This is a genomic window from Pseudomonas sp. RIT-PI-AD (assembly GCF_025642785.1).
In the GTDB taxonomy this organism is placed as follows: domain Bacteria; phylum Pseudomonadota; class Gammaproteobacteria; order Pseudomonadales; family Pseudomonadaceae; genus Pseudomonas_T.
In genome coordinates this window covers 106,766-119,738 of record NZ_JANZKU010000014.1, presented here as the reverse complement: position 1 = coordinate 119,738, position 12,973 = coordinate 106,766, and the positions used below count along the sequence as shown (strand labels likewise).

Genomic DNA, 12,973 nt, shown 5'->3' with positions numbered 1-12,973 from the left:
GCAACAGGCGGCGAAGGTGGCCAGCGTCGCTGCTCCCGCCGAGGCAACCAGTGAGTCGAAGGACGAGGACAAGCCGCCGAAGAAGGTCGCCGACGCCGTGCGCAAGGCCAACCCTCCCGCCCCGGGCAAAGAGCTCGGCAAGGCTTTGCCCAAGCCCAAGCTGGACCTGCACCTGCCCAAGGAAGCGGTGGAAAAGCTGGTGCCGGACACCGCGCGTAACAAGGAAGAGCCCTTGTTGCCGCCGATGTTCGAAGAGCGCCAGGCCGCCGCGCCGTTCCAGCTCAACGGACGCCTGATCACCAAGGAGCGGGAGGACGCCATCGAAGGCGCCGAGTTGCGCTTCGAATTCAAGCGCTAGGGGGGCGCGGAAGTCCCCGGCCTCGACGAGACCGGGTTGAATGCCGTCGGGGACTACGGCTGCGATGTCTCTCGCCCCCTGGCCTCGCCACCCCGCCCGAGCGCCCCACGCCGGCGGTATGGCCTGGAGCACCGGGTGCGCCCCGTCCACGGGCGGCATCCCGGCTGGCGGAGCGTAGAGGGTTTCAGGTTTCCAGCGGTTCCACTTCCAGCAGCACCTGGCGGCCCTTGACCTGGTCGCCGGCCTTCACCGCGACCCGGCGGACGATGCCATCGAGCCCGGCCTTCAGCGGGTGCTCCATCTTCATCGCTTCGAGCACCAACAGCAGCTCACCTTGTGTCACCTGGGCGCCTTCGCTCACCCGGACCTCGACGATGGCGCCGTCCATGGGCGCCGTCAGCGTGCCGGAGCCGACGCTGCGTCGCCCATCGACGGGCTGGCGGGTGATGTCGATGAATTCCAGCGCACCGCTCCGGCCGTACAGCCACAGGTGATCGGCCACCTGATGGTACGCCAGGCGACGGCGCACCCCGTCGATTTCCAGGGTCGCCCAGCGGCCATCGGCTTCCAGCACCTGCAGCGCGGTATGTCCTTCTCCGTCGCGGACGCTTAGCCGCGGTTGCGCGCCGGCGGCCCGGATCTCCAACTGCAGATCGAAGCGCTGCTCGCCCTGGCGCAGGGACAGGCGTTCGGGCGTGGGCTCGCCGTTGCTCCAGCCGGCGAGGCCAGGCCTGGCGCCTTCGCGCACGGCTGCCGTGTGAAAGAGCAGGGCGGCCGCGATGGCCCGTTCGGTCGCCGAGGGGGGCTCCTCGGCGGAGTTGCTCGGGAAGTCGGATTCGATGAACGCGGTGGTCGCCTGGCCGCTGGCGAATCGCGGGTGGCGCAGCAGGTCGGCGAGGAAGCGCTGGTTGGCCTGGACGCCGAGCAGCACGCAGTCTTCCACCGCGCGGATCAGCTTGCGCCGCGCTTCGTCACGGGTGGCGCCGTGGGCGACCAGCTTGGCCAGCAGGGGGTCGTAGAACGCGGTCACTGGCTGCCCCTCGCGCAGGCCGTGGTCGATGCGCACGCCTTCCACCACGGCGGGTTCCCAGCGGTGCACGAGACCGGTCTGCGGAAGGAAGTCGCGGCGGCTGTCTTCGGCGTAGAGGCGCACCTCGATGGCGTGCCCCTCGAAGCGGATGTGTTCCTGGCGCAGCGGCAGCGGCAGGCCTTCGGCCACGCGCAACTGCCAGGCCACCAGGTCCTGGCCGGTGATCGCCTCGGTGACCGGGTGCTCGACCTGCAGGCGGGTGTTCATCTCCAGGAAGTAGAAGGCGCCGTCTTCGTCGAGGAGGAATTCCACGGTGCCGGCGCCGACGTAGCCGACCGACGCCGCGGCCTTCACCGCCGCCGCGCCCATGGCCTGGCGCTGCTCGGCGCTCAGCACCGGGCAGGGCGCTTCCTCGATGACCTTCTGGTGCCGGCGTTGCACCGAGCAATCCCGTTCGCCCAGGTGCACCCGGTTGCCGTGGCGGTCGCCGAATACCTGGACTTCCACGTGGCGCGCAGTCGTCAGGGCCTTCTCCAGGATCAGTTCGTCGCTGCCGAAGGCGTTGCGCGCCTCCGAGCGTGCGCCGTGCAGGCTCTCGGGCAAGGCGGCGGCGCTCTCCACCAGGCGCATGCCGCGTCCGCCGCCGCCGGCGCTGGCCTTGATCATCAGCGGGTAGCCGATGCGCGCGGCCTCGCGGGCCAGGCAGGCGTCGTCCTGCTCGGCGCCCTGGTAGCCGGGGATGCAGGGCACCCCGGCGGCGAGCATGGCGGCCTTGGCCAGGCGCTTGCTGCCCATCAGGCGGATGGCCTCGACGTCCGGGCCGATGAAGACCAGGCCCGCCGCTTCGCAGGCTTGGGCGAACCCGGCGTTTTCCGAGAGGAAGCCGTAGCCGGGATGCACGGCCTCGGCGCCGGTGCGGCGTGCCGCCTCGAGCAGGGCGTCGATGTTCAGGTAGGACTGCGCGGCCGCCGCCGGACCCAGGCAGACCGCTTCGTCGGCCATTTGCACATGCCGCGCGCCGGCGTCCGCCTCGCTGTACACGGCGACGGTGCGGTAACCCAGGGCATGGGCGGTACGCAGGATGCGGCAGGCGATCTCACCACGGTTGGCGACCAGTATCTTGTCGAAGGCGGGCATGACGGGCTTCCTGGGGGAGGGACGGGTCGGTGGGCGGGCGGCGTCAGCGCGCCCAGGCGGGCGGGCGTTTCTGCACGAACGCCAGGGTGCCTTCGGCGCCTTCCGCGCCGCCGACCGCTTCGGCGAAGTGCCGGGCCGCTTCGTCGAGCAATGCGCCGGTGGGTTGCAGGGTGGCGGCCAGCAGCAGGGCCTTGGTCCGGGCATTGGCGTCCGGTGCGCATTGACGGACTTGGTTCAAGGTGTCCTGCAGGCGTCGTTGCAGCGCCGGGTCATCCTCTTCGCAGTGGTGCACCAGCCCCAGGCGCAGGGCTTCCGCGCCCTCGAAGCGCGCCCCGGTGAGCGCCAGGCGCCGCGCCTGGGTGAGGCCGATGCGCGCGACCACGAAGGGGGCGATCTGCGCCGGCAGTACGCCGAGGGTGGTTTCCGGGAGGCCGAAACGGGCATCGCGCCGGGCGATGGCCACGTCGGCAACGCAGGCGAGGCCGAGGCCGCCACCGAGGACCGCGCCTTGCAGCACGGCGATCACCACCTGCGGCAGGCCCTGCACGTCCTCCAGCAAGCGCCCGAAAGCGCGGTTCGATTCGGCCCGCGCCTGGGCGTCGGCGGCCCGCGCCGCCGCCATGTCCTGGATATCGCCGCCCGCACAGAAATGCCCGTCGGCGCCGCTCAGCACCAGCGCGCGGACCCCGCGGTCCGCGCGCACGGCGGCCAGCACGGCGCGCAGTTCCTCCAGCATCGCCCGGTTCATGGCGTTGCGCTGGCCGGGGCGGTTCAGGGTGATGCGCAATACGCCGGCGTGGCGTTCGAGCAGCAGGGTGGCGCAGGTCGGCAGGGTATTCGGCTCGGCGGTCATCCTCGGTCTCCATCGGGCGGCGGGGTGGCCGCGGGGGAAACCCCGGCGGCCGGCGGTCCCATCAGTCTCTTTTCTTGCCGGGCAGGATGCCCATGGTCTTGCACAGGATGCCCAGCATGATCTCGTCGGCGCCGCCGCCGATGGACACCAGGCGCACGTCGCGGTAGGCACGGGCCACGGGGTTGTCCCACATATAGCCCATGCCGCCCCAGTACTGCAGGCAGGCGTCGGTGACTTCGCGGCCGAGGCGGCCGGCCTTGAGCTTGGCCATGGAGGCGAGGCGGGTGACGTCGGCGCCGTGCACGTACTGCTCGGTGGCCTGGTAGACCAGGGCGCGCAGCGCCTCGATCTCGGTCTGCAATTCGGCGAGGCGGAAATGGATGACCTGGTTGTCGATCAACGGTGCGCCGAAGGTGCGGCGTTCCTTGCAATAGTCGATGGTCACGTCCAGGCAGTGCTCCAGGCCCTTGATCATGTTGGCGGCACCGAACAGGCGCTCCTCCTGGAATTGCAGCATCTGCATCATGAAGCCGGTGCCTTCCGCGCCGATGCGGTTGCGCTGCGGCACCCGCACACCGTCGAAGAACACCTGGGCGGTCTCCGAGCTGCGCATGCCGAGCTTGTCCAGGTGCGGGCCGAGGCTGATGCCGGGGCTGTCCATCGGCACCATGATCAGCGACTTGTTGGCGTGGGGCTTGTCGTCCGAGGTGTTCGCCAGCAGGCAGATGAAGTCGGCGCTGGGCGAGTTGGTGATCCACATCTTGCTGCCGTCGATCAGGTAGTCGTCGCCGTCCTTGCGGGCGCGGGTCTTCAACCCGGCGACGTCGGAGCCGGCGCCGACCTCGGAGACGCCGATGCAGCCGACCCGTTCGCCGGCGATGGCCGGGCGGAGGAACTCCTCGCGCAACGCATCGGAGCCGAAGCGCGCCAGCGCCGGGGTGCACATGTCGGTCTGCACGCCGATGGACATGGGCACGCCGCCGCAGTGGATGCGGCCGAACTCTTCGGCGGCGACCACCGAGTAGCTGTAGTCCAGGCCGAGGCCGCCGAACGCTTCCGGCTTGGAGATGCCCAGCAGGCCGAGGGCGCCGGCCTTGCGGAAGATGTCGTGGATCGGGAAGCGCCCGGCCCGTTCCCATTCGTCGACGTGGGGGTTGATCTCCTTGTCGACGAACTGGCGGACGGTCCGGCGTAGCGCTTCGTGTTCCTCGGTGAAGATCATCTGCGGTGCTCCTGGTTGATCGCGCGATGGGGGTGAGGGCGGTCGCCGGGGCTCAGAACCGGGCCACGCCGAAACTGTTGGGTTGTAGGGTGCGGGCCTCGGCTTCGGCGCAGATATCCAGCAGGTAGCCGAGCAGCACTCGTGTATCCCGCGGATCGATCAGGCCGTCGTCCCACAGGTTGGCGGTGCCGTAGAGCGCGGTGGACTGGCTGTCGAGCTTCTGCGCGGTGGCCCGTTCGAGCAGGTCGAGCATCTGCGGGTCGGCCTGCTTGCCCTCCCTGGCGTGCTTGTCCTCGGTGAGGATGCGCAGCACCTTGCCGGCCTGGGCGCCGCCCATCACCGCGGTGCGGCTGTTGGGCCAGGCGAAGATGAAGCGCGGGTCGAGGCCGCGCCCGCACATGGCGTAGTTGCCGGCGCCGTAGGAGCCGCCGACCACCAGGGTCAGCTTGGGCACGCGGGCGTTGGCCACCGCCTGGATCAGTTTCGAGCCGTGCTTGATCACCCCGGCGCGCTCGGCCTCGGTGCCGACCATGAAGCCGGTGGTGTTGTGCAGGAACAACAGCGGCGTGCCGCTCTGGTCGCAGAGCTGGATGAACTGCGCCGCCTTCGCCGCCCCCTGGGGGGTGATCGGGCCGTTGTTGCCGATCAGCCCGCAGGCGCGGCCCTGGATCCGCAGGTGGCCGCAGAGGGTCTGGGCGTCGTATTCCGCCTTGAAGTCGAGGAACTCGGAGCCGTCGGCGATCCGCGCGACGATCTCGCGGGCGTCGTAGGGCTTCTTCGGATCGGCCGGCACCACCCCCAGCAAGTCCTCGGCGGCGTACAGCGGCTCCGCATAGGCGGGCGGCGCCTGCCGCGGCAGGCGGGCGTTCCACGGCAGCATGGCGAGGATCTCGCGGGCGATGCGCAGGCCGTCGGCGTCGTCCTCCGCCAGGTACTCGGCGGTGCCGGCGACCTGGGCGTGCATTTCCGCGCCGCCGAGGGCCTCCTCGCTGGCGATCTCCCCGGTGGCGGCCTTGAGCAGCGGCGGCCCGGCGAGGAACAGGCGGGCCTTGCCGCGCACCACCACCACGTAATCCGAAAGCCCCGGCTGATAGGCGCCGCCGGCGGTGGAAGAGCCGTGCACCACGGTGATCTGCGGGATGCCCAGGGCGGACATCCGCGCCTGGTTGGCGAAGCCGCGCGCGCCCTCGACGAAGATTTCCGCGGCGTAATTGAGGTTGGCGCCGCCGCTTTCGGTCAGGGCCACCAGGGGCAATTTGTTCTCCATGGCGATCCGTTGCAGGCGCAGGGTTTTCTGCAGCCCGGTCGGCGAAATGGTGCCGCCCTTGATCGCGCTGTTGCTGGCGCTGACCAGGCAGCGTACCCCGGAGACCTGGCCGATCCCGGCGATGATGCCGCCGCCGGCCTGGCTGCCGTCCTTGTCGTCGTGCAACCGGTAGCCCGCCAGGGATGCCAGCTCGAGGAAGGGCGCACCGGGATCGAGCAGCAGGTCCAGGCGTTCCCGCGGCAACAGTTGGCCGCGCTTCTCGAACTTCGGCTTGGCCGCGGCGGCCTGGTCGCGGCCCAGGCGTTCGATTTGGCGGAAGGCCTCCAGGGCCGCCAGCATGGCCGCGCGGTCGGCGGCGAAGGCCTCGCCTTGGGGGTCGAGTTGCGAACGGATGACCGGCATGGGTTACTCCTGGTCCTTCAGCACGGCGGGCGTGCGAGCACGAGGGAAGCCGGCGTAGACCGGGTTGCGCCCCGGCAGCGCGGGGCTGAGGGGCCAGGCGCGGCTGCCCTGGCTGGCGGCGCCGTCGATACGCAGGCTGGCGCCGCTGATGAAGGCCGCCGCCGGGGAAAGCAGGAAGACGATGGCGGCGGCCACTTCCGCCTCGCTGCCGATGCGTTGCAGCGGGACCTGGTTCTTGAGCGAGCGGATCAGCCGCTTCATCGCCTCGGGGTAGGTGTCCAGGCCGCTGGACGCGATCCAGCCGGGCGCCACCGCGTTGACCCGCACGCCGGCATGGCCCCACTCGACGGCGGCGGTCTTGGTGAAGTTCTCCATCCCCGCGCGGGCGGCGCCGGAATGGCCCATGCCCGGCATGCCGCCCCACATGTCCGCGAGCATGTTGACGATGGCACCGCCACTGCGGCTCATGCCTTGGTTGAACACCTCGCGGGCCATCAGGAAGCCGCCCACCAGGTTGGTGCGTACCACCGTCTCGAAGCCTTTCTGGCTGATCGAGGCGAGGGGCGCCGGGTACTGGCCGCCGGCGTTGTTGACCAGGTGGTGGAGGGTTCCGTGGGCGGCGAGCACCTGGGCGACCAGCGCCTTCACCGCCGTTTCGTCGCGGATGTCGCAGGCGTGCCAGCTCGCTTCGCCCCCGTCCTCGCGGATTTCCGTGGCCGTCCGTTCGAGGCGCTCCGGCGTCCGTCCGACCAGCACCACGTGGGCGCCCAGGGCCGCCAATTCGTGGGCGGTGCAACGGCCTATGCCACTGCCGCCGCCGGTGACCAGGGCGGTCTGCCCGGCGAACAGCGCCGGTTTGAAGATGGATTCGTAGGGCATGGCCGCTCCGTTAACGTTGTTGTTCTCGTCGGCCGCTCGCGCCGTACGGCGGCCTGGGTTCGCCGGGCGTCGGTTCAGGGGCTTCGCCTGTCGCTGTCCGCCGACGGCTCGGGGTCCTCGGCGTCCGCCAGGTAAGGCGCGCCGTGGGCACCCGGCAAACTGTCCGCCAGCGCGCGCGGGACCGGCACCGGGAATTCCAGCAGCTGCTGGGCGAAGGCCTTGCCTTGCGGGTCGCTGCGCAGGCTGGCGACGCCCCCGCCGCCGAGGGCGTTCTCCAGGACGAAATTGAGGCTGTGGGTGCCCGGCAGGTACCAGCGCGCCACCCGGCCGACCTGCGGGTCGAGCACATGGCTCATCCAGTCCACCACCGCCTCGATGCCCAGGGCTTCGGCGATCCACGGCAGGTACTCGGGTTTGCGGGCCATCACGCCGATGTTGGCGTGGTTGCCCTTGTCGCCGGAGCGCGCCACCGCCAGGGCCACCAGCGGCACGCTGGTATCGGCCTCGCCCTGGGGCGATGGCGTCTCGGCCGCTTCGACCAGGCTTTCCGGGAGCAGACGTTCCAATCGCGGCAGGCCGACCGGATGGCGTCGGTCGCCGATTTGCACCGCCAGCCGGCTGTCGTCCTTCTCCACCAGGCAGGAAAACAGGCGGATCAGCGGGTACACCGTCGGCCGGCCGCCGACGATGCCGGTGAGGCCCGGCGCCATGCCGGTGGCCGCCTGGGCGATTTCCCGGGAGAACAGCAGCAGGGCCTCGCGGCGGGCGTGGCGCACGCCCAGCTTGACCACCACCTCGCGGGTGTCCTGACGCTGGCCATGGGGGCCGTAGGTGGCCTCGCTGCCGAGCAGTTCCAGATGGGTTTCGGCATAGGGTTCCCAGCCGCGCGCGTCGAACAGCTCGGCGGTCTTGGCGAAGATCGCGCGGCCGACGCGCCGGGCTTTCTTCACCGCGTCGATGCCGGCGATGAGGAAGCTGGCGCTGCAGCGATAGCCGTCGAGGTAGGTGGCGCTGGCCTTGTAGCGGTCGGTGGGCGGCAGACCGCTGGCACCGCTGACGGCGACGCGGTCGGGGCCGGCCTGTTGCAGGCTGACCCGGGTGAAGTCGCAGATCACGTCGGGTAATTGGTAGGCGCGCGGGTCGCCGATTTCGTAGAGCAGCTGTTCGCCCACGGTGAAGGGCGTGACCAGGCCGCCGCTGCCGGCCGGCTTGGTCACCACGAAGCGGCCGTCCGCCTGCACCTCCACCAGCGGGAAGCCGATGTGTTCGTAGTCCGGCACGCGTTGCCAGTCGGTGAAGTTGCCGCCGGTGCATTGCGCGCCGCATTCGATCAGGTGACCGGCGAGCGCCGCCTGGGCCAGCTTGTCGTAGTCGTCCCAGGCCCAGCCGAATGCGTGGACCAGCGGCGCGCTGACCAGGGCGCTGTCCACCACCCGCCCGGTGATCACCAGGTCGGCGCCCAGGCGCAACGCCTCGACGATCCCCGGTGCGCCGAGATAGGCGTTGAGCGATACGCAGGCGTCGGGGAAGGGCGCGCCGCTGAACATTTCCAGCGTGCCGGCGGCGGCCAGCGCCGGTTGCCGGTCGAGCAGGTCGTCGCCATGCAGCACGGCGATCTTCAGGTCCACCCCGGCGCGCTCGCAGGCGCTCGCCAGGGCCTCCGCGCAGGCCTGGGGGTTGACCCCGCCGGCGTTGGCGATCACCCGGATGCGGCGTTCGGCGATCTCGCCCAGCAGTGGCGCGAGCACGTCGACGAAATCGGTGGCGTAGCCGAGGCGGGGATTCTTCAGCCGCGCGCCCGCCATGACCGACAGGGTGACCTCGGCCAGGTAGTCGAACACCAGGTAGTCCAGCTCGCCGCCGCGGATCAGTTGCGCGGCGGCGGTGGAGGTGTCGCCCCAGAATGCGGAGGCGCACCCGATTCGCAGGCTATCGGTCATGTCGAAGGTCCAGGGGTGTATGCAATGGGCAGGACATTACCAAGCAAGCGCTTGGTTGAAAAGTCGGAAGCCTATGTTTTTGCCCAAGCGCTTGCTTGGCCAGCCCTCGACAGCATAGATTTCGCCAACCGAGACAACCACTTGCCCATGGCTGCAGGTCCCAGGCGGCCGGCGAGGAAAGGCGAAAAGCATGAATCCGGATGAACTCCAGGCCCAGGCGGTGATGCGCGAGTTGGTCGCGGAAGGCTGCCTCACCGACCCGCAGAGCGCCCGCGGCAAGTTGCTGCAAACCGCGGCCCATCTGTTCCGCAGCAAAGGCTACGAGCGCACCACGGTGCGCGACCTGGCCGGTGCCGTGGGCATCCAGTCCGGCAGCATCTTCCATCACTTCAAGAGCAAGGACGAAATCCTCCGCTCGGTGATGGAGGAGACCATCCTCTACAACACCGCGCTGATGCGCGCCGCCCTGGCCGAGGCCAGCGACCTGCGCGAGCGGGTACTGGCGCTGATCCGCTGCGAGCTGCAGTCGATCATGGGCGGCACCGGCGAGGCCATGGGGGTGTTGGTCTACGAGTGGCGCTCCCTCTCCGAGGAGGGCCGCACCTACATCCTCGGCCTGCGCGACACCTACGAGAGCCTCTGGCTCGGGGTGCTCGCCGAGGCCCAGGAAGCCGGCTACGTGAAGGCCGACCCCTTCGTGCTGCGGCGCTTCCTCACCGGCGCGCTGAGCTGGACCACCACTTGGTTCCGCTCGGACGGGCCGATGGACCTGGACCAATTGGCGGAACAAGCGCTCTCGCTGGTCCTCAAGGACGAGTGAGGCTGGCTGGGCTAGGCTTGGCTTGTCCGCGATGATTGGACGAGGCCTCTATGTCAGCCGTTTGGCGCGTGTTAGCGATGTTCCTCCTGCCGCTCCTGTGCTGCCTGTCGGCCGACATGGTGGTCGCGGACGCGTTGGAGATCCGGGTCGGTGCCTACGATTTCCCACCCTATGCGGTGAAACCCGAGCACCAGGCCCGCGGCGTGCTGCCCGACCTGCTGGCGCTGCTCAACGCCGGGCAGTCCCGCTACCGCTTCGTCCTGGTGCCCACCTCCAACGTACGGCGCTACCGCGACTTCGCCCAGGGCCGGTTCGACCTGATGTTCTTCGAGGCGGCGGCCTGGGGATGGGGTGGCATCGAGGCGGATGCCCTCGACCTGGGCATCGAGGATGCCGAGGTGTTCGTGGCGCGGGCGACCCCGGGACGTGACCAGGCCTATTTCGACCGGTTGAGCGACAAACGGCTGGCACTGCGCAACGGCTATCACTATGGCTTCGCCGGCCTCGACGCCGACCCGGCCCGGCTGGCCGAGCGCTTCCAGGCGACGCTGACCTACTCCCATGAAAGCAACCTGCTGATGGTGCTGCACGGACGGGTGGACGTGGCGGTGGTCACCCGTTCCTATCTGCAGCTTTATCTGGAGCACAACCCGGAGCTGGCGGACGCCTTCCTGGTGTCGCGCCGTACCGACCAGACCTACCGCTTGCAGGCGCTGTTGCGGCCTCGCTCGCCCTTGAGCAAGGAAGGGCTCGCCGCGCTCTGGCGGCAATTGCTGGCGGACAACCGGCTGGCGTCCCTGCTGGAAAGCTATCATTTGCCCCTGAGCCCGTTGCCCCCCGAGCGGCGCTAGGCGCAGTGGGAAGCTCAATTCAATTCGGGTAGGCTGCTGCGACTGGGGAAAAGCCGGGTCGACGGATCGAAATGCGAATTTCTACATGGGTGTTTGTTTGCGCCGCATGCCTTGGCGTTTCCGGAGCGGTGGCCGCCGCGCAGGAAGTGCACATCGGCGGTGCGCACTTTCCGCCCTATGTGATCAAGCCGGAAGGAAACGAGGCCGGTGGGTTGCTGCCCGAACTGATCGGGGTGTTCAACGCGGCCCAGTCGGATTACCGGTTCGTCCTGGTGCCCACCGCCATTCCCCGGCGCTTCCGTGATTTCCAGCAGGGCCGGATCGACCTGGCGATGTTCGAGAATCCCGGCTGGGGCTGGGACGGCATCGAAGGCTCGCGCATCGACATGGGCCTGGAAGACGCCGAGATCTACGTGGCCCAGGCCAGCGAAGGGCGCGACGAGCGCTATTTCGATGAGCTGAAGAGCAAGCGGCTTGCGCTCTATTCCGGCTATCACTACGGCTTCGCCGATTTCAATTCGGACCCCGCGTTCCTCGCTCGCGAGTTCAACACGGTCAGCACCTACTCCCACGACAGCAACCTGATGATGGTGATGCGCGGCCGCGCCGAAGTCGCACTGGTCACCCGTTCCTATTTCGGAGCCTACCTGGAAGCCCATCCCGAGCAGCGCGAGTTCTTCCTGCCCTCGCAGCGGGTGGATCAGGTCTACCGACACTACGCGCTGCTGCGGCCCGGCGCGCCCATCGACGCGAACGCGTTCTCGGCCTTGCTCGACCGGCTGCGCGCCGACGGCCGCCTGGAGCGGATCTTCAGCCGCTACCAGATCGAGGTCAAACCCACCGCGCGGGACAGTTCGACCATCGGGCACGTGGCCCATTGAACGTGTCGGCGTGGCGCTTCCGAAGCGCCCGCGCCCGGCTGTCCGGGACGCTTGGCCCGAACGGGCCGGCTCAGGTGAAGATGCAGCAGCCGGCAAGGAAGGACGCGCCTGCCGCGCCCAGGGCCATCCCGGTGGGGATCAGAAACCGGCGGCGTCGATGTCCACCAGCAGGAGCCGCATGCCGTCGTCGACGAATTGCCCGGCGGTGAGGCAGTACTGGTTGCTGGTGGCGTCGCGGTAGGTGCTGGACAGGGTCAGGCGGCGCTCCTCCCAGCCCTCGGCGAGCAACTGGTAGAAGTAGGGCCGCCACGACCAGTTGTGTCCCAGGTAACGCGGGTCCTCGTGCCACTTGCCGTCGCGCCATTCGAGGTTGGGCGTCAGCTGGGTGCCATGCCGGTCGCATTGGTAGAGGCGCAGCAACCAGGGATAGTCGCTGGGCGCCGGCAGTTGCGAGGCGGGCGCGCCGGTCGCCGCCCAGTCGCGCAGCATGGCCATCAGCGCGTTCACCTGTTGCCTCAGGATCATCAGGCGCCCGCGTTCGGCGAGCTTCTGCCGCACATAGCGGTCGCGCAAGGTCGCGAAGCGGCCGACGAAGGCGTCGCTGGCGAAGAAGTGCTCTTCGGCGCGGGCGAAAAGGTAGCCCTGCACGTAGCGGGCGCCGCACTCCAGGGCGAAGTCCATTTCCGCTTCGGTCTCGACGCCTTCGGCGATGATCCAGCAGCCGGTCTTTTCCGCCATCTGCGCCAGGGCCTTGACCACCTCGCCGCTGGCGCCGCCGCGAGCCGCTTCCTGGAACAGGCGCATGTCCAGCTTGAGGATATCGGGCTCAAGGGCGAGGACGCGGTCGAGTTGGGAGTAGCCCGCGCCGAAATCGTCGATGGCGATCCGCGCGCCGGCTTCGCGATAGCGCGCGACCACTTCGGGGAGACGACGGCTGGCGCCCAGTTCGGTGATCTCGAACACGATGCGATGGGCCGGAATGCCGGCCAGGAGGAGTTGCTTGAGGCTGGGCAAGGCCTGGCCGGGATGCAGGCGGCCGATCCAGCGAGGGGAGATGTTCAGGCTGAGGAACCAGTCGTCCGGCGCTTCGTGCAAGCGCTGCAACGCATTTTCGCGGATCGCCCGGTCGAGGCGACGCAAGGCGGTACCGGACACCTTGGGGTCGAAGAACAACGGGCCGACGGAGACCAGCCGACCATCGGCCTGGCGCAGGCGTCCAAGTGCTTCAACCCCTGCGATCAGGCCGGTGGCGGTATCGATGAACGGCTGAAAACATGCGATCGGTAGCCCATCTATCACGACAACTCCTTAGTCGACGCGGCAAGAAGACTAC

General features: G+C 69.3%; 11 protein-coding genes. 4 read left to right on the top strand and 7 right to left on the bottom strand.

Annotated features, from left to right (window positions below; all coding sequences use genetic code 11):
* Positions 1–358 (top strand): hypothetical protein (locus OGL92_RS14030; RefSeq protein WP_263144376.1); only part of this gene is annotated, 358 nt, incomplete at its 5' end.
* Positions 359–542: 184 nt separating this feature from the next.
* Here OGL92_RS14030 and OGL92_RS14025 read toward each other — a convergent pair.
* The 6 genes from OGL92_RS14025 to OGL92_RS14000 form a co-directional block, all read right to left on the bottom strand.
* Entirely contained in the window at positions 543–2,525 is a 1,983-nt protein-coding gene (locus OGL92_RS14025; protein WP_263144373.1) for an acetyl/propionyl/methylcrotonyl-CoA carboxylase subunit alpha, read from the bottom strand.
* 43 nt (positions 2,526–2,568) lie between these two features.
* Positions 2,569–3,378: an enoyl-CoA hydratase-related protein gene (locus tag OGL92_RS14020; protein ID WP_263144371.1), complete on the bottom strand. Its 810-nt coding sequence runs from the start codon at positions 3,376–3,378 to the stop codon at positions 2,569–2,571.
* A gap of 61 nt (positions 3,379–3,439) precedes the next feature.
* Positions 3,440–4,600 (bottom strand): citronellyl-CoA dehydrogenase, encoded by a 1,161-nt coding sequence (gene atuD, locus OGL92_RS14015; RefSeq protein WP_263144368.1) that lies wholly within the window; start codon positions 4,598–4,600, stop codon positions 3,440–3,442.
* A 52-nt stretch (positions 4,601–4,652) separates the two neighbouring features.
* The gene (atuC, locus tag OGL92_RS14010; protein WP_263144365.1) at positions 4,653–6,269 is read right to left on the bottom strand and encodes a geranyl-CoA carboxylase subunit beta; all 1,617 of its coding nucleotides are present in this window, start codon (positions 6,267–6,269) and stop codon (positions 4,653–4,655) included.
* A gap of 3 nt (positions 6,270–6,272) precedes the next feature.
* Complete coding sequence (locus OGL92_RS14005; protein WP_263144363.1) at positions 6,273–7,148, bottom strand: SDR family oxidoreductase; 876 nt, start codon at positions 7,146–7,148, stop codon at positions 6,273–6,275.
* Positions 7,149–7,222: 74 nt separating this feature from the next.
* Entirely contained in the window at positions 7,223–9,088 is a 1,866-nt protein-coding gene (locus OGL92_RS14000; RefSeq protein ID WP_263144360.1) for an acyclic terpene utilization AtuA family protein, read from the bottom strand.
* Positions 9,089–9,278: 190 nt separating this feature from the next.
* Here OGL92_RS14000 and OGL92_RS13995 point away from each other — a divergent pair, with 190 nt between their 5' ends.
* From OGL92_RS13995 to OGL92_RS13985, 3 genes are all read left to right on the top strand, one after another.
* Positions 9,279–9,908, top strand: coding sequence for a TetR/AcrR family transcriptional regulator (locus OGL92_RS13995; RefSeq protein ID WP_263144357.1), 630 nt, complete (start codon positions 9,279–9,281; stop codon positions 9,906–9,908).
* Between the two features lie 50 nt (positions 9,909–9,958).
* Positions 9,959–10,759 (top strand): transporter substrate-binding domain-containing protein, encoded by an 801-nt coding sequence (locus tag OGL92_RS13990; RefSeq protein ID WP_263144355.1) that lies wholly within the window; start codon positions 9,959–9,961, stop codon positions 10,757–10,759.
* A 71-nt stretch (positions 10,760–10,830) separates the two neighbouring features.
* On the top strand, positions 10,831–11,640 hold the full coding sequence (locus tag OGL92_RS13985) for a transporter substrate-binding domain-containing protein (RefSeq protein WP_263144354.1): 810 nt from the start codon (positions 10,831–10,833) through the stop codon (positions 11,638–11,640).
* 138 nt (positions 11,641–11,778) lie between these two features.
* Here OGL92_RS13985 and OGL92_RS13980 read toward each other — a convergent pair whose 3' ends face one another.
* Positions 11,779–12,939 (bottom strand): EAL domain-containing protein, encoded by a 1,161-nt coding sequence (locus OGL92_RS13980; protein WP_263144352.1) that lies wholly within the window; start codon positions 12,937–12,939, stop codon positions 11,779–11,781.
* Between the last annotated feature and the right edge of the window lie 34 nt (positions 12,940–12,973).